The sequence below is a fragment of the Thermasporomyces composti genome (assembly GCF_003386795.1).
Lineage (GTDB): Bacteria > Actinomycetota > Actinomycetes > Propionibacteriales > Actinopolymorphaceae > Thermasporomyces > Thermasporomyces composti.
Window position 1 is genome coordinate 2,343,109 of record NZ_QTUC01000001.1, and the last position, 23,904, is coordinate 2,367,012.

Below are 23,904 nucleotides of genomic sequence, written 5' to 3' on the forward strand. Positions count from 1 at the left end.
ACAAGTCGGACGTCCGTGTGACCCTGGTCACCCTCGTTCACCGGACGGCTGCGGCGGCTCGGCGCCGGAGGCCGGGGCGTCCGGCGACGAGGCCACGCACCGCGCGGCCCACCATGCGCGGGTCCATGTCGCCGAAGAGGATGTGCTGGAGCATGAAGCCCGGAAGGAGGCTAGGCAGGACGGGCCCTACCTCCTCGGCGGGAACGTCCGGACTGATCTCGCCGCGTCGCTGGTAGACGCGGACGAGCTGGATCGCGAGGCCCCGGACGGCCGTCGCCACCTCACGCAGCTGCGCCGCCAGGTCCGGCGGCCGCACCGCCTCACCCCAGACCTGAACGGTGATTCGTGGCAGGCCGTACTCGGCGTCCATGCGTTGAATCGCGAGGCAGAGCTGCACCGTCCGCCCTCTGAGGGGTGTCCGCCTGTTCGGCACCGTCCGACGTTCCTCGCCTCGGCGCGGACACCTGCGCGGTGTCCGCGCCGACCGCTAGGGTGACCGCCATGTCTGAGGTAGCCGAGCGTTACACCAGGATCGCCGCCGGTTTCACCGCCCGCGTCGAGGGTCTCGCTCCTGACCAGTGGTCCTCCCCGACGCCCTGTTCGGAGTGGGCCGTCCGGGATCTCGTCGTCCACGTGGTCGAGACGCACTGGCGGATGATCGCCCTGGTCGACGGCACCGATCCGGACCGCGCGGATCTCGGCGGTGATCTGGTGCAGCAATGGCGGCAAGCGCGGGACGCGGTCACCGAGGCGCTCGGCGATCCGGCGCGCGCGACCAAGGTCGTGCGTGGGCTGTTCGGCGAGCAGCCGTTCGAGGAGCTCGTCAGCGGCCTGCTGTGTGGCGACACGCTCATCCACACCTGGGACCTCGCCAGGGCGACCGGTCAGGACGAGCGGCTCGACCCAGGCGCGGTGGCGGCGTGCGCGGCGTTCCTCGCCCCCCTCGACGAGCGGATGCGGAGCCCGGGTGGGTTCGGCCCGAAGATCACACCCGCGCCGGACGCGGACGAGCAGACGAGGCTGCTCAACTTCTGCGGTCGCGTCGTCTGACGGTGACTGGCCGTCCGCGGTCGACGACGAAGGCGCGGGCGCGGGGCTCCGCGGCGGCGCCGTGGTCGCTACGCTGACGTGCGGTCCACAGCTTCCACACCCGGACAGGAACGACGACGCCATGCGCCATCTGGGTCAGATCACCGTCTTCTCGGGAAGCGCGCACCGCCAACTCGCCGAGGAAATCTGTGCCGTCCTGGGTGTGGAGCTCTCACCCGCCCACATCCAACGGTTCAGCAACGACTGCCTGCAGGTGCAGCTCCAGGCGAACTGCCGCCAACGTGACGTCTACATCGTCCAGCCGCTCGTGCCGCCGGTGCAGGAGCACCTCATGGAGCTGCTGCTCATGCTGGACGCGGCGCGTGGGGCGTCCGCCGCCCAGATCACGGCGGTGATCCCGTTCTACGCCTACGCCCGGTCCGACAAGAAGGACGCGCCGCGCATCTCCATCGCGGGTCGACTGGTCGCTGACCTGCTCGCCACAGCCGGGGCGAGCCGGGTGCTCACGATGGCGTTGCACGCGCCCCAGGTCCACGGCTTCTTCAGCGTCCCGGTCGACCACCTCACCGCGATCGCCGAGCTCGCCAAGCACTTCGTCGGGCGCGACCTCAGCAACACCGTCGTCGTCTCGCCCGATCTCGGCAACGCCAAGCCGGCGACGCAGTTCGCTCGGATCCTCAACCTTCCCGTCGCGGCCGGCAGCAAGCAGCGCATCGCCGACGACCGGGTCGTCATCGACGCCATCGTCGGGGATGTCCGCAACAAGAACGTCATCATCTTGGACGACGAGATCGCCACCGCCGGATCGATCATTGAGCTGCTCGAACGCCTACGTGAGCACCGGGTCCAGCGCGTCTCGCTGGCCTGCACCCACGGTCTGTTCACCGGCAAAGCCGTCCAACGCTTGGCCGCCCAGGCCGACGTGGAAGAGATCGTCATGACCAACACCGTCCCCTTGTCAGAGGACAAGGTTCTCCCGACGATGCGGGTAAGGTCGGTCGCGCCGCTGTTCGCCGAGGCGATCAAACGCATCCATCTGGGGGAGTCGGTGAGCAGTCTGTTCGTCAACCCTTCGGTGGAGAGGTGAGGCAATGCGCGGACGCGTTTTCCTCGCCGGTGGCGGAGGGCCCGCGCACTCTCGTCCACTCGACGTGGAATTCGCCAGAGCGGTCGGCCCAGGGCCGCTGTCGTACTGGCCGGTAGCCTTCGACTCCCGCGTCCACAACTACGACGAGTGCCTGGCCTGGTTCCGCCGCCTCTACGAGCCGCTGGGAGTGCGCGCCATCACCATGTGGACGGGGGAGAGCCCCCTCGACCTGACCGGTGTCCGCGGTGTCTACATCGGAGGCGGGAACACCTATCGGCTCGCTTCCGTCGTCCACCGCTGGCGCATGCTCGACCGGCTGCGTGACTTCGTGGCCTCCGGGGGTGTCGTGTTCGGCGACAGCGCGGGTGCGGCACTGCTCGGCGCGGACATCACCACCACCGCCCACCTCGATCGCAACGAGGTGGGACTCGACGACACCCGCGGCGCCGACCTCGTCTGCGGCCACGGCGTCTTCGTCCACCACCGCGACAACGATCTGCCCCGCGAGCACGTCTGGTCCGCGACATACGGCCGACCGGTGATCGCCTTGACCGAGCGGGCGAACGCCATCGTGTCAGGACACGCCGTCACGGCCGTCGGCTTCGACCCGCTCATCCTCGTGCATGGCGGGACGCGTCGTCTCCTGGCGCCTGGGGCGACGACGTACAACAACCCGGCCTCCGTGTAGGGGAGTGCGGCGTCGCAAGGGGACCAGGCGAGTGGCCAGGGGACCCGTCACTCGCCGCCTTCCTGAGGGCGGGCGCGTCCGAGCCGGCCGCGTCAAGCTCAGCTTTCCGGGGAAGACCGTTACCATCCTTTGACCATCGTGTCCGGTCTTGGCCAGTGTCGACGGAGCTGAGTGGATCTTGTTTGTCGTAGGCCTCGCCCAGGTACGCCGCCGGCTGAGCGCACGCCTCGCGAGGCACCCACGCCTCCGCGCTGCGAGCCACCGCGCGCGCCACGCGCTGAGCGCCCCCGCCAAGTGGCGTCAGGCTCGGCGCGTGGCTCGCGCGCGAGCGAGGCTGGTTCCCTCACCGGTCTTCGTGATCTGTCCCGTGCGGTCGGGCTCGACTCTCCTCCGGGTGATCCTCAACTCCCACCCCCACATCTGTGCTCCGCACGAGCTCCACCTGAGGTTCACGCGGGTGGAGCTCCAGAAGCACTACGCGGAGATCGCGATGAAGGAGCTCGGGCTGGATCTCGATGAGCTCGAGCACATGCTCTGGGACCGCGTCCTCCACTACGAACTGGTCCGCAGCGGCAAACGCATCATCGTCGACAAGACCCCTGGCAACGCGACCTTCTACGAACGCTTGCGTACCTGCTGGCCACAGGCCCGGTTCATCTTCCTGCTCCGTCACCCGGCGTCCATCGTGGCGTCTCTCATGGAGACACGGGCGGACCGAGAGCTCGAGCCAACCATTCGTGAGGCACTCCAGTACATGGAGGGTGTCGAAGCCGCTCGACGAAGCGTGCCCGGCCTCGTCGTTCGTTACGAGCAGCTCACCGGCGACCCGGTCGCCACCACCAAGCAGATCTGCTCCTTCCTCGGCGTGCGCTGGGATCCCCGCATGCTCGAGTACGGCCGACATCACCACGGGCCCTTCCGTGCGGGGATCGGCGACTGGACCAGCAAGATCCGGACCGGGAGTATCCAGAAGCCGCGACCCCTGCCCGAACCTCACGAGGTCCACGAGATGCTTCGGCCGCTCGCCAAGGCGTGGGGCTATCTTTCCTGACGCTTCGTCGAGCCGTGTGGTGAGCTTCGTGGGCATCGCCAGCTTGACGGGCTGCAAGACATGCCGCTGGCAGGACGCTTTCGCCGCCTCGTGGCGCGAGACCTTGCGGGTGAAGGCTCATTCGCAGGACGTTGACCGGAGGTTCAGGGGCCCGGCAGGGCCCCGGCGACCGCCGGAGTCCAACCCGGCCTCCCGTCTTACTCACCAGACGCACCGTGGTGATGACCACGACCATCACCCCTTCGCCGACGCGCGACGTCGTTGGGATCGACTGCTCGTGTGGTGGAGTCTCCCGAGACGACCACGAACTGACCCATGAGGCCTTCGTCCTCGTGCAGGAGCAGGTGGCAGTGGTACATCAGCGGGAAGTCCGCGTCGACGTAGTCCTCGAACTTCAACGCGATCCGGTAGTCACGACGTGGCTCGAGGTAGATCGTGTCCTTTCGTCCAGCAAGCTCCGGCGGTGGCGGCTGGTCGTCGATGGTGAGCACCCGGAACTGCACGTCGTGAACGTGGAAGTTGTGCGGGACGAGGTCGTCGTTGCGGACCTCCCACACCTCAGGGACGCCGACGGGAACCACCTCGTCGATGCGCTCCATGTCCATCCGCTTGCCGTTGATCTGGCGGTCCTGCAGGACGAAACGTCGGGTGACCCGACCGCCCGGTGGAACGTCCGGCTCGGGCAACCGGGCGAGGACGCCTGGCACCGGCGGGGATGGCGCGAGGACCCTGGCCGCTCGTAGCTCCAGGACGTCGAACGAGTCGTTGCCGCCGAAGGCGAACGGAGCCGCCACCGAGCCGAGGTCCGGCTCGTAGGAACGCAGGTGCACCACGCTCTGCGGTTCCATCGTGACCACGATCTCGGCCCGCTCTCCTGGTGACAGTCGGATCCGCTTCGTTTCGTACGGTGCCGCGAGCAGGCCGCCGTCCGTGCCCACCAACAGGAAGCTCCGGTCGTCGTCGAACCCGAACGCATACGTCCTGGCGGTCGAGGCGTTGAGGAGGCGAAGTCGTACCCGTTCGGTCGTCACCTCGTGGTACGGCGCGTAGGTTCCGTTCACCACGACGGTGGAGCCGAGCAGGCCCACCTCGTTGCCGTCGTCCTCGTCATCGAGACGACCGTCACGGTGGAACTTCTTGTCCTGCACGATGACGGGGACGTCGTCGACGCCGTAGTTCGATGGCAGCCCTTCGACCTCCGCCGAAGGGTCGTCGAGGAGAAAGAGACCTCCTAGGCCCCGGTAGACATGCTTCTCGGTCTGTCCATGGGGATGCGGGTGGTACCACAAGGTGGCCGCGGGCTGGTCGATCGTCCAGGTGGGCCGCCACGTGCTGCCCGGCGCGACCGGCTGGTGTGGACCGCCATCCATCCTCGCAGGTAGGTGCATGCCGTGCCAGTGCACGGTGGTCGGCTCCGCCAGCCCATTGGTGACCTCGATGGCGACTCGTTCTCCGCGTCTCGCCCGAAGCGTCGGCCCAAGGTAGCTCCCGTTGAAGCCCCAGGTCGTGGTTGTGAGCCCTGGGAGGAGCTCGGTGCGTCCTTCCTGGGCGACGAGCCTGAACACTCGTGTCCCGTCGCTGTCGACGGACGACCTGGCGAGCGGCGGAATGGCAAGACGGCGGTCGAACTGTTTCGGTTGCGTGACCGGTGAGACCGACGTGTCGCAACCCTCGATCAGCGTCGCGGTCGCGAGCACGAGAGTCGAGGCGAGGAAGGTTCGACGTCTCATGCCCGCCGTCCGAGCAGACGTTGCACGCCTGAGGCCGCGACACCCGCGAACGCCCCCAGGACGGCCGACCGGCCAACCTCGATCACGCTGGCCACGACGAAAATCGGAGGGCTGAACCCGGGCCCGCCGAAGACCAGGCGAAGGACCATCAGGAAGAGCCCGTAGACCACACCAGCGAGCGTGAGGGTCAGCACCGGTCGCGGAACCCGGAACATGCCCACGCCACCGATCCACAGGACCGCCACGAGGAGAAGCAGGACCAGCGCGGTCGCTGCTTCGCCCAGGGCCGCGGAGACGTGGGTGAGCTCGGCGAGCGGCCAGAGGAGCGCCAACGACCCGAGGCCGACGACCAGCGGCCAACTCACCGGAGGTTCCGGTGGATCCGGGCGTTCGTGGCGATGTCCGGCATTCGAGCCGGGTGAGATCGGAACGTTGCTGTTGTCGTCCATGCCAGTGACGCTAGGAAGCGCGGCGCACCACGACATCGGTCTCCGATCGTCTGTGGTGTCGCTCTGGAGCGACATCGCTCATCGCCTGGACGCGACAGTCCTGGCGCCGGACAGTCCCTACGCTGGGTGTGTGCCCCAGCCAGCCGCCCCCGCCGCCCCGGCTCACCGGGCAGAGGGAGCCGATCCTCGCCTGGTCGAGATCAGCCTCGCGCTCGGGATAGCGCTCGCCGTGGCGGTGGCGATCGCCGCTGATCTGGAGAACACGGGCGCAGCGCGCCCGGGCGCCTACCTTTTCGCGATCGGCTTCGGGGCGTTGATGCTCGTGCGACGACGAGCCCCCCGGGTCGTCCTGATCCTGACCATCGTCGCGATCTTCACGTACTACGTCTTCGACTTTCCCCCTATCGGCATCGCGCTTCCGGCCGTCGCCGCCCTCTACTCGGCGGCGGAGGCGGGTCATCCTCGCTCCGCCCTCGTTGGTGGAGCGGTGCTCACCGGCGTGGCCGCGGTCGCTCGGATCGACGAAGGGCTACCGGCGGCGTACGTCGTGAGCTACGAGTTCCTCACCAACGTGGCGCTGGTCGCCGCCGCCATCGCGTTGGGCGTCAGCGTGCGGTCCCGACGCGAGACGCGGCAGCACCAGGCCCGGCTGCGCATGCTCTCCGTCGCCGAGCAGCAGCGTGCGGCTGAGCATCGGATCATCGCCGAGCGGATGCGGATCGCCCGGGACCTTCACGATCTGGTCGGCCACTCCATGTCCGTCATCGCTGTCCACGGCAACGTGGCGGCCGAGGCGATCGGTGTCGACGATGCCGCCGCGATGCGTGCTGTGGAGCAGATCCGGCAGATCACGGGCAGGACCATGCGGGAGCTGCGGGCGACGGTGAAAGTGCTGCGCACACCCGCGCTGGAGGAGACCTCACGGGGTGCCGTGGGACTGTCCGGGGTGCCGCGCTTGGCCCACTCGATCGCCTCCTCGAGGGAGCTCGTCTCCCACAGCCAGTAGCCGGCGATCAGCTCCTTGGTCTCCGCGAACGGGCCATCGATGACGGTGCGCTTGTCCCCGTCGAACCGCACCCTGGCGCCCTTGGAGCTGGGCTGCAGCCCATCCCCGGCAAGGAGGACGCCGGCCTTGACGAGCTCCTCGTTGTACTTGCCCATCGCCTCCAACATCTCCTGGCTGGGCAGCACGCCGGCCTCGGTCTCCTCGGTGGCCTTGATCAGAACCATGAATCGCATCTGATGCCTCCGTCTCGGTCCCGGCTCACCGCTTCGGTGGCCGTGTCATCGCCTTGATGACGAACGACGCCCGGTCAGATCGACATCTCGTCCGAGAAAGTTCCGCGACGTGAACGCAGCCGTACCGTGCTCCCGGGACCGTCGCGATCACGATCTCGGACGCTCTCGGGGCGGATCCGCTTGGTTGCGGACGGTGCCGCGAGCGGACGACCGTCCGTATCCCACGGGCGAGAAGCTCCGGTCGTCGTCGAGGTCCTCGCGGTGACCAGCGGCGCGGGTGCGGAGTCCGGCACCGTCGGAGCTGCGCTCTACGCTGCCCGACATGGCTTCTCTGTCTTGGCTGCGCCGACAGGCCGTGGGTTGGTCGTTGGTGCGGAACGCGAGCCTCGCCGAGACGATGGACCGCGTCGGCTTCGTCCAGGCCGACCCGATCCGCGCCCCCGCACCGGCGCAGGATCTGATCCTCCGCCAGCGGGTGTCCGGCTACCGGGCCGGTGACCTCGACCGGGCGTACCCGACGTTGCCGCTGGAGGAGGACTACGTCTACGCGTACGGGTTCGTCACCCGCCCGCTGCGTCGCTTCCTGCACCCGCGCCCGACCGACGACGGCGACGGGCCATACCAGCCTCGCGGGCTCGCCGCGGAGGTGCTGGCGTTCGTCCGCGAGCACGGAGTCACCCATCCGCGCAGCCTGTGGGAGGCGTTCGGGCGGACCCGCGTGGTCAACGGCTGGGGCGGACAGTCCGCGGCGACCACTCGCGTACTGGAGGAGCTGCACTACTACGGGCTCGTGCGGGTGGCGCGCCGGGAGAACGGAGTGCGCCTCTACGAGCCGGCGCCGCCGCTCGACGACCCGCTGGACGTGTCGGAGCGGGCCCGCGAGGTGGCGCTGCTCATCGCCCGCGTCCTCGCCCCGGTGCCGGAGGCGAGCCTGCGCGCGGCGCTGCCGCGCCGCCTGTCCCGCGCGGCCGGCGGGCGCGGCGCGGTGGTGCGCGGGCTGCTCGCCACCGGCGCGCTCGCGGCGACCGAGGTGGACGGGGTCCGCTACCTGTGGCCGGTCGACCTCGCGCCGGCGGAGGGGGAGCCGGAAGAGCGGGTCCGGCTGCTGGCGCCGTTCGACCCGGTGGTGTGGGACCGCCGCCGGTTCGAACACCTGTGGGGTTGGGCGTACCGGTTCGAGGCGTACACGCCGCCCGCGAAGCGGCGGCTCGGCTACTACGCGCTACCGCTGCTGTGGCGGGACCGGGTCATCGGCTGGGCCAACTGCGCGCGGGACCCGGAGGGCCGGCTGACCGTGGAGACCGGGTATGTCGACGGGCCGCCGAAGGCCCGCAGGTTCGCGGTGGCGCTTGGCGCCGAGATCGCCAGGCTGGAGACCTTCCTCACGCCGCGCGGCGGGCGGACGGTGAGTCGGCGGCCGGTGCCGCGCGCGGCGAGCGCCGCCACCCCGACGCCGGTCCGGTAGGGCGGTGTCCACCTGCTGTGGCGGGCGGACCGCCCCGCCGCCCGCCGCCACGTCGGTTCTCGTCGTCCTCGCGCCTGATGCCGTCGCGACCGCACGCCGGACCACTTCGTCGCGGAGAGGGATCACGAGACGGGCACCCGCCTCGGGGTGCGGGACCTGACGAGCAGGAAGACGCCGACGCAACTCGCCCAGATCAGGAACGGGAAGGCGGCGACGCGCTCCATCGCACCCACCCCGATACCCAGGGGCTGCTGGGTGAGGAACAGCACCGAGCCGGCGAGCGCGACGACGGCCGCGACCAGCGTCAGCGGCCGGATCTCCCCGAGCACGGTCCCGGCGGGCGCGAACGCCGCCAGCGGCAGTCCGATGTTGCCCAGCACCAGGATCAGCAGCGCGGCGAGGAAGTGCAGGTTCTCGTTGACGTCGGCGGGATACGCGCCCGCGAGGGCATAGCCGACCGCGGCGAGCAGGAACAGCCACGCGGCCACCCGCGGGGCCGCGCCGTGACAAAGCAGCCGCCAGGCGAGCACGAACCCCACGATGAGCAGCAGCGCGGTGAGCACGAACGAGGCGTTCATCAACGGATGCCAGGGCGAGCAGACGTACCGCGGCCGGGTGGTGTCCCAGACACCACAGTGGACGTTGCCGAGGTCGCTGATGTTGTGCGTGGCCCAGCTGAACGGCGGGTTACGCCAGCCGAGCGCGGTGACCACGTTCGCGAGGAGGAACAGCGGTGCGGCCGCGGTCAGGCACAGCGCACCGATCCTGGCCGGACGTGGCAGTGTCGTCGGACGTGAGAGTGTCGTGGACAGCGTCATGCGGGGGGATCAGACCACCCGCACCGCACGCCACGCACGACGTCTAGGCGGCCTCTTCGGGGTAGGGCTAGCCCTACCCCGGGTTCGGTGGGTGGTCGTAGTGACGGGTATGCCCCGCGCCCGGTTGGGTGTGCCGCATGTCGAATCGACGCGGCGTGATCGCCTTTCTCCTCCTCACCCTCGGAATCAGCTGGTCATCGTGGTTCGTCGAACGGCTCGTCTTCGGCTGGTCGCTGGTCAATCCGTTGGCCCAGCTCCCCGGCGCGTTCGCCCCCGCCGTCGCCGCGGTGGTCGTCCGCCAGTGGATCACCCGGGAAGGCTTCGGCGACGCGGCGTTCGCCCCGAAGTTCCGGGCGGCGTGGCGGTGGTACCTGGTGGCGTGGCTCGGCCCTCTCGCCGTCACCGCGGCCGGGCTCGCGATCGCCGCCGGGCTCGGGCGCTGGCGGCCGGACCTTTCACCCCTGGGTGGCCTTGTTGTCATCCTGCCGATCCTCACGATCGTCCTGGTCCCGGTGTACTGGGGCGAGGAGTTCGGCTGGACCGGCTACCTGCGGGCACGCCTCCTTCCCGGCAGGCCGCTGGCCGCTGTCCTCGTCACCGGGTTGATTTGGGGCGTCTGGCACGTCCCGCTGGCGTTCCTGGGCTACATCGAGTTCTCCAACAACCTGGTGGCGCTGCCCGTCTGGACCGTGTTCTTCGTCCTGCAGCAGATCCCGTTGAGCTGGCTGTACCTCGCGAGCAAGACAGTCTGGGTCCCGTCGCTGGCCCACGCGGGGAACAACATGGTGATCGGGCTGATCACCGAAGTGCTCCTGGTCGAGCACGGCGACCTCGACACCGTGTCGGTCATGTTCGTTCTGTCAGTGCCGCTCGGGATCGCCGCCCTGTTCATGGTCCGCGGTCGGCTCCTGGGGCGCCGCGCGTCGGCGGAGTCGGCGCACGCCCACCACACCTCGACCATGGCACCGACGCGTGACGTCGTGTCGTCGATCCGGTGACGAGCAGCGGAACGGGGGCAGGACATGACCACGGAGCAACGCACGACGGCACCTGAACACCCTCGGCACCTGCTGGCGGCTCTGGGGCGGCGCGGCTACCTGATCTCGTCGTGGCCGTGGCGGTCACTGGCGTACCTCGTCAGCACCGTCCCGCTCGCCGCCGTGCTCGGCTTCGGCCTGGTGACGGTGGTGTTGCCCTGGTACGCCGTCGCCCAGCGAATCGTCACCGACCGCCCGGTGCCCGGGCTCCTCATCTTGCTCCTACCCGCCGGGCTCGCGGTCGCCGCAACGGTCGGCGTGCCGCTGTCGATAGGGCTGGCGGCGCTGGAACGCCGTCGGCTCGGCATCGTCGACCACCGGCCGGTCGTCTCCGGGCACCGGTTCGTCGCCAACGATGTGGTCCAGTGGCTGCGGACACGACTCACCGAAGGCGCCACGTGGCGGGAGGTGGCGTACGCGGTGTTCCTCGCCACCGCGGTGCCCGTGGTGTACGCGGCGCTGGGGCTGCTGATGGCCTTGAACGTGACGCTCCTGGCCGGCCCGTGGCTTGCCGGTTCCGAGGTCGGGCCGGTCGCGATCGGGATCGCCGAGATCGACAGCGCGCGGCAGGCCCTGCCGTACGCGATCCTCGGCGTGGCCATGCTGCCGCTGTGGCCGTACCTGCTCGGTGTGGTCGTGGTGGGGCAGGCGGCGGTGGCGCGGGCGCTGCTCGACAGCGGCCTCGACTCACCGGCGGTGCGGGAGGTGGCGCGGTCCCGCGCCAGGCTGGTCGACGCGTACGAGGCGGAGCGGCGGCGCATCGAGCGGGACCTGCACGACCACGCTCAGCACCGGCTGACCAGCCTTGCTTTGCAGCTGGGCATGGCGAAGCTGGACGTGCCAGCGGACTCCCCGGCCGCGGCCGCGGTCGAACGCGCCCACGAGCAGGCGAAGGAGCTCATGGTCGTCCTGCGCGACATCGTCCGCGGAATTCACCCGCGGGCCCTCACTGACCTGGGGCTGCTCGGCGCCGTGCGGGAACTGGCCGCGCAGCTGCCCCTTCCGGTGACGGTCACCGCGGACCCGCCCGAGCTCGGGCGGATGCCCGAGCGGGTCGAGAGCACCGCGTACCTGGTCGTCTCCGAGGCGCTGACCAACGTCGTCAAGCACAGCCGGGCCGCGAGCGCCGAGGTCAGTCTCGCCCGTACGAGTAACCTCCTCGTCGTGCAGGTCCGCGACAACGGCTCGGGCGGGGCTGACCCGGCGCGGGGCACCGGCCTGACCGGGCTCGCGGACCGGGTCGCCGCCGCGGGTGGGCGGTTGCTGCTGTCCAGCCCCGCCGGTGGTCCCACCGTGGTGCGGGCGGAGGTGCCGTGTCCGTCGTGACCCGCGTCGTGCTCGCCGAGGACGGTGTGCTGCTGCGGGAAGGACTCGTCGGCGTGCTGCCGCGGTTCGGCTTCGAGGTCGTCGCCGCGGTCGGCAGCGCGCCGGAGCTGGTCGGCGCGGTCACCGCAGACCAGCCGGACCTCGTCGTCACCGACATCCGCATGCCGCCGCACCACGCCGACGACGGCCTGCGGGCCGCCATCGCGCTCCGCGAGCAGCGTCCCGGTCTGCCCGTCGTCGTGCTCAGCCAGTACGTCCGCCAGGAGTGGGCGGCCGCGCTGCTGCGCTCGGGCAACGGCCGGGGCATCGGTTACCTGCTCAAGGACCGGGTCGTCGACATCGAGGAGTTCGTCGCCACGCTGCGCGTCGTGGCCGGGGGTGGCACCATGCTCGACCCGGAGGTCGTGCGGCAACTGCTCCAGCGTCCCAGCGATCCGCTCGCAGCGCTGTCCAACCGGGAGCGGGAGGTCCTCGCACTCGTCGCCGAGGGCCACTCGAACGCCGCGATCGCCAGGCGGTTGTTCGTGACGGAGGCCGCCGTCGGCAAGCACATCGGAAACATCTTCACCAAGCTCGGCCTGCCGCCTACCGACGACACCAACCGCCGGGTCCTCGCCGTCCTCACCTACCTGCGCGCGAACAAGTAGGCCGCGCGAACAAGCAGGAGGGGACTCTCTCGATCCCTCGGTGCCGGGTGTCGCTTGGATGCCCTCACCCCACCCGTCACGGGCAGGTGGGGTGTGCTTCCGGGTGGTGTCGGCTTCGCTCATCGGTAGGTTCGGTCCGTGACCGTGCTGCGTTCGGTGCTCTTGTTCGCGCTCGCGGCCTTGGCCGAGATCGGGGGAGCGTGGTTGGTGTGGCAAGGCTGGCGGGAGCACCGAGGAGTGCTGTGGATCGCGGCCGGCGTCCTCGCCTTGGGCGCGTACGGCTTCGTGGCCACGTTCCAGCCCGATCCCCACTTCGGCCGGATCCTCGCCGCGTACGGCGGCGTCTTCGTCGCGGGCTCCTTGGCGTGGGGCGTGGTCGTCGACAAGTTCCGTCCGGATCGCTGGGACCTGATCGGCGCCGGGCTGTGTCTGCTCGGTGTGGCCGTCATCATGTACGCCCCTCGCGGCTGACCGCGGCCCTCGCGGCTGTCCGTGCGCGCCGACGCGGAACGCGCACCCAGGCCAACACTCCACCGACTCGATCCGTCGTCTCCGGTGACGGCAGCCGCGGACCTTGACCGAGCCGGAGGGTTCATGAGCGACTTTCGACTGCAGGAGTACGTGACGTCACGACTGGTCAAGCGGCATCGCGCGGACGCCCCGAGCTGCCTCACCGCCGAGCGGACCCTCACCGCCGAGCGGACACGGTTTCAGCCGGCCGGGCTGGCGCGCCGTCCGTGGCCCGTCGAGGCGGTGCGGTCGCTCCGGAGAGAATGCGCGCGGCTCCTGTACGCACTCGCCGACCGCGTCGCGCCCCCGCCGAGCCGTGCCACCGTCGCGCGGGGACCGCAGGCCCGATCGCGATGGCCCTGACGCCTTCCGCGCTGGCCGGTGAGGGAGGTCACGAACCCGGGTGCGCGACCGGGCGTCAGAGCTCGACCACGGCGTGCACCGGCCAGTGGTCGGACGCCCAGCGCCCGTCGAGGGTGAAGGTGTTGATCGCGGCCGCCCGGACGTGGATCCCGGGGCGCACCAAGATCCAGTCGATGCGGTCGCCGTCCACCTGAGGTGGTCGGTAGCCGTGGAACGTCGCGTACGCCGGGGTCAGCTGCTTCTCCGCGGCGGTCCACGTGTCGACCAGGCCGGCAGCTCCGACGAGCGTGTCGTACGGGACCGATGCTTGCGCCGGGACGTTGAAGTCGCCGGTCACGATCACGGGAAGATCCGCGTCGAAGTCGGCGAGGCGCCGGGCGAGCAGCTCCGCGCCCAGGCGCTGGGCCCGGTCGACGGCATGGTCGAGGTGGGTGTTCAAGACGACGAGCTCCCGACCCGTCGCCAGGTCGGTGAAGCGCACCCACGTCGCCATGCGGACCACCCGGTTGCCCCACGTCGTCGAGCCCACGACGGATGGGGTGTCGGAGAGCCAGAAGTGGTCGAACTCGCGCGGCTGGAGCCGTTCGGCGTCGAAGAAGACGGCCATGAACTCGCCGCGGGACCCGCCCTCGCGGCCGGTGCCGACCCACTCGTACCGCGCCGGCAGGGCGGCGGCCACCTCGCGGACCTGCGGGTAGAGCCCTTCCTGGGTACCGATGACCGCCGGCTGCTCCGCTCGCAGGAGCGCGGCGGAGACCGGACGCCGCTCGGGCCAAGGGTCGGGCAGGCCCTCATTGCCCACACGGAGGTTGAACGACATCACGTGGAGCGCCGGCGGCGCCACCGGCCCGATGAGCGGGCTGTCGGCCTGGTCACACTCCACGGTCGAGGCATCAGACGTTGGACGTATCGCCACGACGGTCAAGCCTCTCGCATCCGGCGTGGGAAGCGTCAACCGACCACGTCCCACGTGGCCGAGACCGGTACGCGAGCCCCCATTGCTCCGCGAAACCGCTTCAGTGGTGGGCGAGGCCGGAGGCGAACATGTTGCGAGAGATCCTCACCACCGAGGCGCTGTCGAACCACCTGCCACAGCCCGGCGCGTGGCGACCTGTCCCGGACGTCAACGATCGGGCCTTCTGGACGAGCGTCGAGGAGCCGACGAGGTCCGCCCTGCTCGCCCACGCCGAGGAGGTCACCCGAGCGCCGTGGCCGGTCCAGCCTGCCACGCTCTGGCTGGACTTTCGGCGAACCGGCAACCGCACCAGGTTCGAGAGAGGCTACTTCGCTCGTCGTACCCGGTTGGCCGCCGCCGTCCTGGCGGCCTGTCTCACCGACGAGGATCGCTGGCACGAGGAGGTCCTCGACGGGGTGTGGCTGCTGTGCGAGGAGACCTCGTGGTGCATCCCGGCCCACGACGAGTCGCACGGTGCGCGAGGCGGCGACCTGCCGAACCCGGCGAACCCGACGCTGGACCTGTTCGCGGCGGAGACCGGCGCCCTGCTGGCCTGGACGTACGCCGTCCTCGGTGACCGAGTCCGGGACCGCTCGGAGTTCGCCGTCCGACGCCTGCTCGACGAGGTGCGCCGGCGCGTCCTCATCCCGCAGCGCACGATCGATACCTGGACGTGGTTCGGTCGGACCCGGCGGCACGTCAACAACTGGAACCCGTGGATCAACTCCAACGTGCTCGCCTGCTCGTTCCTGCTCGACTTCGACCGCGACGACATCGTGCGCACGACCGAGCGGGTCGTCGAAGGGCTCGAGGTGTTCCTCGCCGGCTACCAGCCGGACGGTGCCTGCACCGAGGGACACTCGTACTGGTGGCGGGCGGGCGCGTCGCTGTCGGAGTGTCTGGAGTTCCTCCGGTCGGCCAGCGGTGGGGTGCTGGACTGCTTCGGGCTCCCACTCGTGCGCGAGATCGGCCGCTACCCGCATCGGGTCCACATCGCCGACCGCTGGTACGTCAACGTGGCCGACGGGCCAGCGCAGGTCGACAAGAACGCGTGCGCCCACGTCCTCTACCGGTTCGGCGTCCGGGTGGGCGACGAGGAGATGAAGGCCCACGCCCGCGCCATGCGCGGCGACGACGGGCCGGCGGTCTCGCCCGGCACCCCCCTGGGTCGGGCGCTGCTGGCGCTCGCCGACACCGAGTGGCGGAGGGAACCACCCCGCTCCGCGCCTCTCGTCGCGCAGGCGTGGTGGCCGGACGCGCAGCTGCTCGTCGCGCGGCAGCACCCGGGACGTGCGGACGGCCTGCTCATCTCGGTGAAGGGCGGCCACAACGCCGAGGACCACAACCACAACGACGTCGGAACGGTGCTGGTGGCGCTCGACGGGCATCCGGTGCTCGTGGACGCCGGCGTCGGTGAGTACACCGCCCAGACCTTCTCGGACCGGCGCTACGAGATCTGGGCGCTCCGCAGCGCGTACCACAACGTGCCGTTGATCGACGGGTACGAGCAGGCACCGGGCGCGGCGTACGCGGCCCGTGACGTCACGGTCGAGTTGGACTCGGGCCGGGTCCACGCCAGCGTGGACCTCGCCGGCGCGTACCCCGCGGAGGCGGGCTGCCGGCGGTGGCTCCGGACGCTGACCCTCGACCGCGCGGGGGAGGGGCGGGTCACGTTGGTCGACTCCTGGGAGCTCGACCACCACCCCCGGGACCTGCGCCTGCACCTGATGGCGTCGGGCACCCCGGACACAACCGTGCGGGGGACGATCGTGGTCCCCGGGCAGCGGCGCGCGCTCCGCGTCGACTACGACGCGGAGCTCCTCGACGTCGGCGTCGAGCGCATCGCCTTCCAGGACAGCAAGCTGAACCCGGTCTGGGGTGAGGCGCTCTGGCGGATCGCCCTCGTGGTCCGGACACCCGCCGCGACCGGGTCGGTGCGCCTGGTCATGTACCCGGTCACGTCGGACTGAGCGGTCGTGCGCTGGGGACGCCGGCGAAAGGCCCGAGCGCTGGGGCTCAGAACCGGTAGAAGTTGCGGTACGACCGCGAGGGTGTGGGCCCGCGCTGGTTCTGGTAGCGCGAGCCGTAGACCTCGGCGCCGTACGGGTGCTCCGCCGGCGAGGACAGCCGGAAGAAGCAGAGCTGGCCGATCTTCATGCCCGGCCAGAGCTTGATCGGCAGCGTCGCGACGTTCGACAGCTCGAGGGTGATGTGCCCGGAGAATCCGGGGTCGATCCACCCGGCTGTCGAGTGGGTGAGCAGCCCCAGGCGCCCCAGGCTCGACTTGCCCTCCAGGCGGGCGGCGATGTCGTCGGGGAGGCTGACCCGCTCGTACGTCGAGGCGAGGACGAACTCCCCGGGGTGGAGGATGAACGGCTCCCCCTCCGCGCACTCGATGAGCCGCGTCAGGTCCGGCTGCTCCTGCGCGGGATCGATGTGGGGGTAGCGGTGGTTCTCGAAGACCCGGAAGTAACGGTCGATCCGGACGTCGACGCTCGACGGCTGCACGAAGGCAGGCTCGAACGGTTCGAGGACCACCCGGCCCTTGTCGATCTCGACGCGGATGTCACGGTCGGAGAGGAGCACACTCGCAACCTACCGAACCGGCATCCTCACACCTGCTGCAGCCAGGCGACGGATGAGTAGTATCCTGATCCGTCGTCACCGTGAGGTGACGGTACGCGGGTGTAGTTCAATGGCAGAACGTCAGCTTCCCAAGCTGATAGTGCGGGTTCGATTCCCGTCACCCGCTCTCTTGCCCGGAGGCCGAGGTCAGGGATGTGATCCCGCCCCCGGCCTTGTGATCTTGGCGCAGTCTCGCCCAGGGCCTCCGCGATCGCCCCGTCCGCCGGCTCGTGGCGCACTGCGGATCGGCGTGGCGTTCGGGTTTTCGTGCCCCATCCGGCCCATCAGGTCCGCGGGCTCGTCCCGCTAGCCGTCGGAGGCGTGCTTTCCGGTGTGGCGAGGTCGTGGAAGCGCAGACCCGGACGACGGATCGTGGCCGCCACGCCCGGTCAGCCAACGAGACGTTGCCGCGCCATAGCAACCGGCCGTCCGGTGAACGCGTCGTCGTCACGTCGGGCAGGTGGTCGCGGAGCGCCGTGACGTCGGCGCGAGGAGGCCGCTCAACCGGCGCGCGTCGGCCTTGGCGGCGGTGAGCACGACGGAATCAGGAGGTCGTCGTCGACCTAGGCGTGACCGGGCAGGCTGATAGGAGAGCGGCGTGGAGATCACCGAGTTGCGCCGAGCGCTGGACGACATCTCCGACCACGCCGTCGTGTACCACGCCTACACCGATTACATGCGCGACTACGAGGTCATCGTCCACGTGACGGCCGACCCGAGGACAGGCATCAAGCCGACGCACCTTCGGTACCTCTTCAAGTACTGCGTCGTGGCGGAGACGAGGACCGCTCTGAGCCCGGAGACCTGGCGCACGTCCTTGGACGAGCGGCTGACGGACCCGGAGATCGGACCGGACCTCGACGGCTACGTGTGGGCCGTGAGGTGGCAGGCGCTCTACCCTGGGGCCCACCTGGTCGCCGACTCGCGCCGGGCAAAGGCGTGGACCGAACGTCTTGGGATCGACTTCCACGAGGTCCGTCTCGAGATGAACAGCCACAACCTCACCCTGATCTTCAGCGAGTTGGAGGTGACGGAGCCTCCCGTCGGCTACATGCCATTCGTGCTTGCCGGCGACGAGTGATCAGAGGCGGGGTCAGCTGACCACAGCCACGTCCGGGAGCGGACGACGCATGTCGATCATGCACGTCCGATTCGTGGACCGGCGTCAAGTTCTCGTCGTGGAGCCGAACACAAGGAGCACGTGAAGGCCGCCCTCGCGGCGGCGCGTGAGGCGTACGCCGCCGCGACCGACGCCTTGGCTCGCGCCGAAGAGGCAGCGCGAGCCGTCGGGCTCGATGTCGACCAGTCCGACGAGCCGGTGCGGGAGCTCCGAGCGCAGCGCATCCGCATCGTCGAGCCGGACGGCACCACGCGCATGCTCATCGGCAACTCCACCATCGCGAGCATCGCCCCGACGCGCGGCGAGGACCAGGAGCATCCGGGCCGCGGGACGTTCGGCGGCATCTTGTTCTGTAACGACGAGGGGACCGAGGCCGGCGGCTTGATCTACGCGGGCCACAGGAACAACGGCAAGCCCAGCCAGCTCGGCCTTTGGACAGCCGAGGGCGCGGTCAAGATCACGGCGACCGCCGCCGACGGCACCGACCACACGCTCTTCTCCAGCGAGGCAACCCACAACGGAGCACCCACTGCCCCAGCGATGTGAGGCTCCCGGGACGGAGGACGGAAAGCTCCTGTTGGGAACCGTGGTACCAGGGCACGATCGCGGGTGCTAGTCGCGCACCGGTGCGGCGTCACCGCTCCCGCCGTCCGCGCCGGCGGTGGCGTCGCCAGGGGAGGCGCTCGCGGCGGAGCGGTCACCGCCTCGACGGACCGACTCCAGCAGCAGCTGTGCCACGTCGACCACTTCGACGTCCTCACCAGCCTTGCCGTCGGCCTGGTGCTGGGTGACGCCGTCCCTCAGCATCACCCGGCAGAACGGGCAGGCGGTGGCGATGCGCTCGGCGCCGGTCGCCACGGCCTCGGCGGTGCGCTCGAGGTTGATGCGGGTGCCGATGCGCTCCTCCATCCACATGCGGGCTCCGCCGGCGCCGCAGCAGAAGGACGTCCGACCGCTGCGCGGCATCTCTCGCACCTCCACCTCGGGCAGCGCGCTCAGCAGCTCCCGGGGCGGCTGGTAGACCTGGTTGTGTCGGCCGAGATAGCACGGGTCGTGGTAGGTGACGGGTCGTCGCTCGCCGTCGGCCGTCGGCGGCACGGGGCGCAACCGCCCCTCCCGCACCAGGCGGTTGAGCAGCTGCGTGTGGTGGACGACCTCGAGCTCCAAGCCGAGCTGGCGGTACTCGTTGCGAATCGTGTTGAAGCAGTGCGCGCAGGTCGCGACCACCTTGGTCGCGCCCGCCTCGCGCAGCGTCTCGACGTTCTGCTGGGCCAGCATCTGGTAGACGAACTCGTTGCCGGCGCGCCGTGCGGGATCACCGGTGCAGGTCTCGGCGGGGCCGAGAACGGCGAAGGACACCCCGGCGATGTGCAGCAGCTCCGCGACCGCGCGCGTCGTCTTCTTGGCGCGATCGTCGAACGCGCCGGCACACCCGACCCAGAACAGGTACTCCACCCGGGACAGGTCGGTCACGTCGCCCTCACCGACGACCGGCACCTCGAACGACAGCCCTTTCGTCCACTCCAGCCGTGCCGCCGGGTTCATGTTCCACGGGTTGCCGCGGCTCTCCAATCCCCGGAACAGCTGGTTGAGCTCGCTGGGGAACTCCGACTCGACGAGCACCTGGTGCCGGCGCATCTCGACGATGTGGTCGACGTGCTCGATGTCCACCGGGCATTGCTCGACACAGGCGCCGCACGTCGTGCACGACCAGAGGACGTCGGAGTCGATCACCGCGCCGAGCGTGCCGGCCGCCGGGTCGTCGATCGCGCCCACCAACCGGCGTTGCGCCTCCGCCTTCACCTGGTCGGGCAAAGCCTCCCGCTCGTTCTCCGACGCCCGCAGGTAGGGCGCCTTGGCGTACGCGTGGTCGCGCAGGTCGAGGATGAAGCCCTTGGGCGACAAGGGCTTGCCGGTGTTCCACGCCGGGCACTGCGACTGGCATCGTCCGCACTCGGTGCAGGTGGTGAAGTCCAGCAACGCCTTCCAGGTGAACTCCTCGACCGCTCCCGCGCCGAAGATGTCGTCCTCGCTGGGGTCCTCGAAGTCGATGGGCCGGCCTCGCGAGTACATCGGTGGCAGCTCACCCAACGCGGTGCCGCCGTCGGCCTTGCGCCGGAACCAGATGTTCGGGAACGCCGTGAAGCGGTGCCAGGCCACGCCCATCGTGGGGTACAGCGCGATGACGACGAGCCACGCCATGGAGACCGCGATCTTGAGCGTGGCGACGGCGAGGATCGCGGTCGCGAGGGTCGTCGGAGCCAGTCCGGAGAACGCTGCGACGAGTGGGGCGGTGACCAGGTGGTGCGAGCCGCGCTCGGGCCCGCCGAGGGCGCCTTCCAAGCCTCGCAGGACGAGGATGCAGCAGGCGATCACGACGATCGTGGCCTCGACGTAGTAGGCCTGCCACATCGTCGAGCCGCTGAACCGACTGCGCCGCCCGAGCCGACGCGGGTGGTTGCGCTGCCGGATGACGATGAGGACGAGGATGCCGGCCAAGGTCAGCGAGGCCACGAGCTCGGCCGCGATCTCGTACGGCCACCAGTGACCGAGGAGCGGCAGCGTCCAGTCGGCTCCGCCATACACCTGGCCGTAGGCGGAGACGAGGGTGAAGAAGAGGAATCCGAAGCCGACGAAGACGAACCAGTGCGCCACACCGACCAGCGGCCAGCGTGTCAACCTGGTGTGACCCACGGTCTCGCGCAGCATCGTCGCCCATCGACGCCAGGGCTGGTCCGTACGACCGACCACGGGCTGGCCGAGCCGCACGACCCCGACCATTCCGGCGACGGTGCGGGTGACCAATGCGACCGCCACCAAGGTGATCGCCGTGGTCGTCACGATCGCGAACGTACGCATCCGGGCTGCTCCTTTGGATCCGCAAGGTCACCCGGTCCGGCGGTGACCGCTCGTGGCCCGACGAGGTGGTGGATTCCGAGGGTAGTGTTCACCGCCCGCATCGGCGGGAGGACGGTCCGCGCGGGTCGCCGGAACCGGTTCCTGTCCTCTTCGTCACACCTGGGCCGAGTGCAGGGCGGTTATTGTGGGTTCGGTGTGCCGGTCGCGACAGGCAAGGGTGTCACCGGGGCGCCGGGCGACCGCGACGCACCCGTCGACCGAGGAAGGGGCCGACGACCGTGATCGAGTTCGATTCCGTGACCAAGCGCTATCCCGACGGCACGGTGGCGGTCGACGCGGTCGACATGCGGGCCGAGACAGGCGAGATCACGGTGCTGGTCGGTCCGTCCGGCTGCGGCAAGACGACGTCGTTGCGCATGGTCAACCGCATGGTGGAACCGACGTCTGGACGGGTTCTCATCGACGGTCGCGACGTCGCCGACACCGACGCCGCTCAGCTGCGACGTGGCATCGGGTACGTCATCCAGCACGCCGGGCTCTTCCCGCACCGGACCGTCGTCGACAACATCGCGACCGTGCCGTACCTGCTCGGGTGGAGCCGCCGAGCGGCCCGGCGGCGCGCGATGGAGTTGATGGAGCGTGTCGGACTCGACCCCGACTTGGCGCGACGCTATCCCGCGCAGCTGTCGGGTGGGCAACAGCAGCGCGTCGGTGTCGCCCGGGCGCTCGCCGCTGATCCTCCGATCATGCTGATGGACGAGCCGTTCAGCGCTGTCGACCCGGTCGTGCGCGAGAGCCTCCAGGACGAGTTCCTCCGTCTGCAAGCTGAGCTTGACAAGACGATCCTGTTCGTCACGCACGACATCGACGAGGCGGTGAAGCTCGGCGACAAGGTGGCGGTGTTCCGTACCGGTGGCCGGCTGGCCCAGGTGTCCACACCGAGAGAGCTCCTGGAGCACCCCGCCGACGAGTTCGTCGCCGGTTTCGTCGGCAAGGACCGTGGCTACCGGGCGCTCTCCTTCATGCCGGCCGAGGGGCTCGCCGTCGACCCCGAACCCACGGCCACGCTGGGCTGCTCGGTGGCAGAGGCCCGGGCGGCGGCGAGTGACGGCTGGGTCCTCATCGTCGACGATCAGCGCCGACCGCAAGGCTGGCTTGACGTTCGTCAGTGGTCCGACGTCGGGTCTGTGGCGCCGGAGCACCTCAACCGCGGGGGGACGGTCGCGTCCTTCACCGGTTCGCTGCGGGGAGTCCTCGACGCCGCGCTCTCCTCACCGACGGGGCGAGGAGTGCTCGTCGACGACTCCGGTCGGCTGGTCGGTACGGTCCCCGCGGCGAAGGTGCTCGCGCTGATCGACGGTGCGCCACCCGGCGGCGCCAGCGCGAACGGGGCTCACGCGGGCCCCCAGCTCTCTCCGATCACGCCGCGATCGCCGCGGTCTGGAGCGCCCACTCCGGAGGACCCGCCGTGATCGAGTGGCTGTCCCGTAACGTCGACGAGATCGTCGTACTGTTCGGGTGGCACGCGATGCTCTCCGTGCTGCCGCTGGTCTTCGGGCTGCTCCTCTCCATCCCGTTGGGCTGGCTGGCGCGCGAGCGTCGGTGGCTGTATCCGCCACTGGTGGGCGTCTCCAGCCTGCTGTACACGATCCCGTCCCTGGCGCTCTTCGTCGCTCTTCCGGCGGTTCTCGGCACTCGCATCCTCGACCCGGTCAACGTCGTGGTCGCCCTCACGATCTACACCGTCGCGCTCTTGGTCCGCACAGTCGCCGACGGTTTGGCCGCTGTGCCCGACGACGTGCGGCAGGCGGCGACCGCGATGGGCTTCCAGCCGCTCCGTCGGCTGCTGCAGGTCGAGCTTCCGGTGGCCGTGCCCGTCATCGGCGCCGGGCTACGGGTCGCGGCGGTGTCCAACGTGAGCTTGGTCAGCGTCGCCGCGATCATCGGTGTCCCCGAGCTCGGGATGCTGTTCACCGACGGCTTCCAACGTGACTTCTTCACGCCGCTCGTCACCGGCATCGGCCTGTGTGTGGTGCTCGCGCTGCTCCTCGACGGCGCGGTGCTCGCCATGACACGCGCGCTCACGCCGTGGGAGCGAGTGGGGAGCCGCTCATGATCGGCGCTCTCCTCTCCTGGCTCACCGATCCCGCCCACTGGGCGGGATCCGACGGCGTGCCCCACCGGGTGGCCGAGCACCTCGGCTACTCGGTCCTCGCGCTGCTCCTGGCCGCCGTCATCGCCGTTCCGCTCGGGCTGTTCATCGGCCACACGGGACGGGGCACCTTCCTCATCGCGGGACTCGCCAACGCCTTGCGCGCGCTGCCCACCCTCGGTCTCCTGATCCTCGCCGTCCTGGCGCTGATCTCCCGGCTGCCCGGCGAGCTCGGCTTCCTGGTGCCCAGCATCGCCGTCCTCGTCGTCCTCGCCGTGCCCCCGATCCTCAGCGGCTCCTACGCCGGTGTCCGTTCCGTTCCCCCCGAGGCGCGCGACGCCGCGTTCGGCATGGGGATGACGGGCCGTGAGGTGCTGGTCAAGGTCGAGATGCCCTGCGCGCTGCCGCTTCTCTTCTCCGGCCTGCGCAGCGCGATGCTCCAGATCGTCTCCACCGCCACGGTGGCGGCCTACGTCGGCCTCGGCGGGCTCGGACGACTGTTGATCGACGGCTTGGCGGTGCGTGACTACCCCCAGATGCTGGCGGGCGCGCTGCTCGTCGCTGTTCTCGCCGTGCTCGTCGAGCTGCTGCTCGCCGGACTCCAGCGACTCGTCGTTCCCCGTGGGCTCATCGCCGCCGCGCGACGAGGCGAACGACGGACGCGCGACGTCGGAGGGGAGGACGTCCAGGACCAGCTCGAGGACCACCTGGTCCGGGCGCGCTGAGCGTCGTC

23 protein-coding genes, 1 tRNA gene and 2 pseudogenes are annotated in these 23,904 nt (G+C 70.1%); 18 read left to right on the forward strand and 8 right to left on the reverse strand.

Annotated elements, in window-relative coordinates; all coding sequences use genetic code 11:
• Positions 1–37: 37 nt before the first annotated feature.
• Positions 38–370: a TetR family transcriptional regulator C-terminal domain-containing protein gene (locus DFJ64_RS10085; protein WP_147304669.1), complete on the reverse strand. Its 333-nt coding sequence runs from the start codon at positions 368–370 to the stop codon at positions 38–40.
• Positions 371–501: 131 nt separating this feature from the next.
• On the opposite strand from DFJ64_RS10085, the gene DFJ64_RS10090 reads away from it, so the two are divergent.
• The 4 genes from DFJ64_RS10090 to DFJ64_RS10105 all read left to right on the forward strand — a co-directional run bounded on the left by DFJ64_RS10090 (position 502) and on the right by DFJ64_RS10105 (position 3,876).
• Positions 502–1,050: a TIGR03086 family metal-binding protein gene (locus tag DFJ64_RS10090; RefSeq protein WP_115851965.1), complete on the forward strand. Its 549-nt coding sequence runs from the start codon at positions 502–504 to the stop codon at positions 1,048–1,050.
• 130 nt (positions 1,051–1,180) lie between these two features.
• Positions 1,181–2,137 (forward strand): ribose-phosphate diphosphokinase, encoded by a 957-nt coding sequence (locus tag DFJ64_RS10095; protein WP_115851966.1) that lies wholly within the window; start codon positions 1,181–1,183, stop codon positions 2,135–2,137.
• A 4-nt stretch (positions 2,138–2,141) separates the two neighbouring features.
• A complete protein-coding gene (locus tag DFJ64_RS10100) occupies positions 2,142–2,825 on the forward strand; it encodes a Type 1 glutamine amidotransferase-like domain-containing protein (protein WP_115850239.1) in 684 nt (227 codons plus the stop codon).
• A gap of 313 nt (positions 2,826–3,138) precedes the next feature.
• Positions 3,139–3,876: a sulfotransferase family protein gene (locus DFJ64_RS10105; RefSeq protein ID WP_245941050.1), complete on the forward strand. Its 738-nt coding sequence runs from the start codon at positions 3,139–3,141 to the stop codon at positions 3,874–3,876.
• Positions 3,877–4,073: 197 nt separating this feature from the next.
• Here DFJ64_RS10105 and DFJ64_RS10110 read toward each other — a convergent pair whose 3' ends face one another.
• Positions 4,074–5,606, reverse strand: coding sequence for a multicopper oxidase family protein (locus tag DFJ64_RS10110; protein ID WP_115850240.1), 1,533 nt, complete (start codon positions 5,604–5,606; stop codon positions 4,074–4,076).
• A complete protein-coding gene (locus tag DFJ64_RS10115; RefSeq protein WP_115850241.1) occupies positions 5,603–6,055 on the reverse strand; it encodes a hypothetical protein in 453 nt (150 codons plus the stop codon). The genes DFJ64_RS10110 and DFJ64_RS10115 overlap by 4 nt, the downstream gene beginning before the upstream one ends.
• 130 nt (positions 6,056–6,185) lie before the next feature.
• Here DFJ64_RS10115 and DFJ64_RS10120 point away from each other — a divergent pair, with 130 nt between their 5' ends.
• Positions 6,186–7,061: a sensor histidine kinase gene (locus tag DFJ64_RS10120; protein ID WP_115851968.1), complete on the forward strand. Its 876-nt coding sequence runs from the start codon at positions 6,186–6,188 to the stop codon at positions 7,059–7,061.
• Between the two features lie 5 nt (positions 7,062–7,066).
• On the opposite strand, the pseudogene DFJ64_RS10125 reads toward DFJ64_RS10120, so the two are convergent.
• Positions 7,067–7,294, reverse strand: a pseudogene (locus DFJ64_RS10125) (YciI family protein); the annotation flags it as partial.
• A gap of 322 nt (positions 7,295–7,616) precedes the next feature.
• Here DFJ64_RS10125 and DFJ64_RS10130 point away from each other — a divergent pair.
• Positions 7,617–8,759: a DNA glycosylase AlkZ-like family protein gene (locus tag DFJ64_RS10130; RefSeq protein ID WP_211310559.1), complete on the forward strand. Its 1,143-nt coding sequence runs from the start codon at positions 7,617–7,619 to the stop codon at positions 8,757–8,759.
• Between the two features lie 122 nt (positions 8,760–8,881).
• Here the strand turns inward: DFJ64_RS10130 and DFJ64_RS10135 are convergent, their stop codons facing one another.
• Positions 8,882–9,577 (reverse strand): DUF998 domain-containing protein, encoded by a 696-nt coding sequence (locus tag DFJ64_RS10135; protein ID WP_115850242.1) that lies wholly within the window; start codon positions 9,575–9,577, stop codon positions 8,882–8,884.
• A 137-nt stretch (positions 9,578–9,714) separates the two neighbouring features.
• Here DFJ64_RS10135 and DFJ64_RS10140 point away from each other — a divergent pair, with 137 nt between their 5' ends.
• The 5 genes from DFJ64_RS10140 to DFJ64_RS10160 all read left to right on the forward strand — a co-directional run bounded on the left by DFJ64_RS10140 (position 9,715) and on the right by DFJ64_RS10160 (position 13,460).
• Positions 9,715–10,575: a CPBP family intramembrane glutamic endopeptidase gene (locus DFJ64_RS10140; protein ID WP_115850243.1), complete on the forward strand. Its 861-nt coding sequence runs from the start codon at positions 9,715–9,717 to the stop codon at positions 10,573–10,575.
• Between the two features lie 24 nt (positions 10,576–10,599).
• Complete coding sequence (locus tag DFJ64_RS10145; RefSeq protein WP_115850244.1) at positions 10,600–11,940, forward strand: sensor histidine kinase; 1,341 nt, start codon at positions 10,600–10,602, stop codon at positions 11,938–11,940.
• Positions 11,928–12,587 carry a response regulator transcription factor gene (locus DFJ64_RS10150; RefSeq protein ID WP_115850245.1) on the forward strand — a complete coding sequence of 220 codons (660 nt, stop codon included), beginning with the start codon at positions 11,928–11,930 and terminating at the stop codon, positions 12,585–12,587. Before DFJ64_RS10145 ends, DFJ64_RS10150 begins: the two co-directional genes overlap by 13 nt.
• Before the next feature lie 138 nt (positions 12,588–12,725).
• A complete protein-coding gene (locus DFJ64_RS10155) occupies positions 12,726–13,058 on the forward strand; it encodes a YnfA family protein (RefSeq protein WP_115850246.1) in 333 nt (110 codons plus the stop codon).
• A gap of 123 nt (positions 13,059–13,181) precedes the next feature.
• Positions 13,182–13,460, forward strand: a complete 279-nt coding sequence (locus DFJ64_RS10160; RefSeq protein ID WP_147304670.1) for a hypothetical protein — start codon at positions 13,182–13,184, stop codon at positions 13,458–13,460.
• A gap of 55 nt (positions 13,461–13,515) precedes the next feature.
• Here DFJ64_RS10160 and DFJ64_RS10165 read toward each other — a convergent pair whose 3' ends face one another.
• Positions 13,516–14,343, reverse strand: coding sequence for an endonuclease/exonuclease/phosphatase family protein (locus tag DFJ64_RS10165; protein ID WP_245941051.1), 828 nt, complete (start codon positions 14,341–14,343; stop codon positions 13,516–13,518).
• 161 nt (positions 14,344–14,504) lie between these two features.
• Here DFJ64_RS10165 and DFJ64_RS10170 point away from each other — a divergent pair, with 161 nt between their 5' ends.
• On the forward strand, positions 14,505–16,385 hold the full coding sequence (locus DFJ64_RS10170; RefSeq protein ID WP_115850248.1) for a heparinase II/III domain-containing protein: 1,881 nt from the start codon (positions 14,505–14,507) through the stop codon (positions 16,383–16,385).
• 46 nt (positions 16,386–16,431) lie between these two features.
• On the opposite strand, the gene dcd is transcribed toward DFJ64_RS10170, so the two are convergent.
• The gene (gene dcd, locus DFJ64_RS10175; protein ID WP_115850249.1) at positions 16,432–17,001 is read right to left on the reverse strand and encodes a dCTP deaminase; all 570 of its coding nucleotides are present in this window, start codon (positions 16,999–17,001) and stop codon (positions 16,432–16,434) included.
• Positions 17,002–17,096: 95 nt separating this feature from the next.
• Between dcd and DFJ64_RS10180 the strand changes: the two genes are divergently transcribed.
• The 3 genes from DFJ64_RS10180 (at position 17,097) to DFJ64_RS10190 (ending at position 18,706) form a co-directional block, all read left to right on the forward strand.
• Positions 17,097–17,167 (forward strand) — tRNA-Gly (locus tag DFJ64_RS10180).
• Between the two features lie 471 nt (positions 17,168–17,638).
• Positions 17,639–18,121 (forward strand): YxiG-like protein, encoded by a 483-nt coding sequence (locus tag DFJ64_RS10185; protein ID WP_115850250.1) that lies wholly within the window; start codon positions 17,639–17,641, stop codon positions 18,119–18,121.
• Between the two features lie 120 nt (positions 18,122–18,241).
• The gene (locus DFJ64_RS10190; RefSeq protein WP_115850251.1) at positions 18,242–18,706 is read left to right on the forward strand and encodes a hypothetical protein; all 465 of its coding nucleotides are present in this window, start codon (positions 18,242–18,244) and stop codon (positions 18,704–18,706) included.
• A gap of 66 nt (positions 18,707–18,772) precedes the next feature.
• On the opposite strand, the gene DFJ64_RS10195 is transcribed toward DFJ64_RS10190, so the two are convergent.
• Positions 18,773–21,019, reverse strand: coding sequence for a (Fe-S)-binding protein (locus DFJ64_RS10195; protein WP_115850252.1), 2,247 nt, complete (start codon positions 21,017–21,019; stop codon positions 18,773–18,775).
• Between the two features lie 278 nt (positions 21,020–21,297).
• Here DFJ64_RS10195 and DFJ64_RS20215 point away from each other — a divergent pair.
• The 3 genes and pseudogenes from DFJ64_RS20215 to DFJ64_RS10210 all read left to right on the forward strand — a co-directional run.
• Positions 21,298–22,020, forward strand: a pseudogene (locus DFJ64_RS20215) (ABC transporter ATP-binding protein); the annotation flags it as partial.
• Between the two features lie 467 nt (positions 22,021–22,487).
• Positions 22,488–23,135: an ABC transporter permease gene (locus tag DFJ64_RS10205; protein WP_342768117.1), complete on the forward strand. Its 648-nt coding sequence runs from the start codon at positions 22,488–22,490 to the stop codon at positions 23,133–23,135.
• On the forward strand, positions 23,132–23,896 hold the full coding sequence (locus DFJ64_RS10210) for an ABC transporter permease (RefSeq protein WP_115850254.1): 765 nt from the start codon (positions 23,132–23,134) through the stop codon (positions 23,894–23,896). The genes DFJ64_RS10205 and DFJ64_RS10210 overlap by 4 nt, the downstream gene beginning before the upstream one ends.
• Positions 23,897–23,904: the final 8 nt, after the last annotated feature.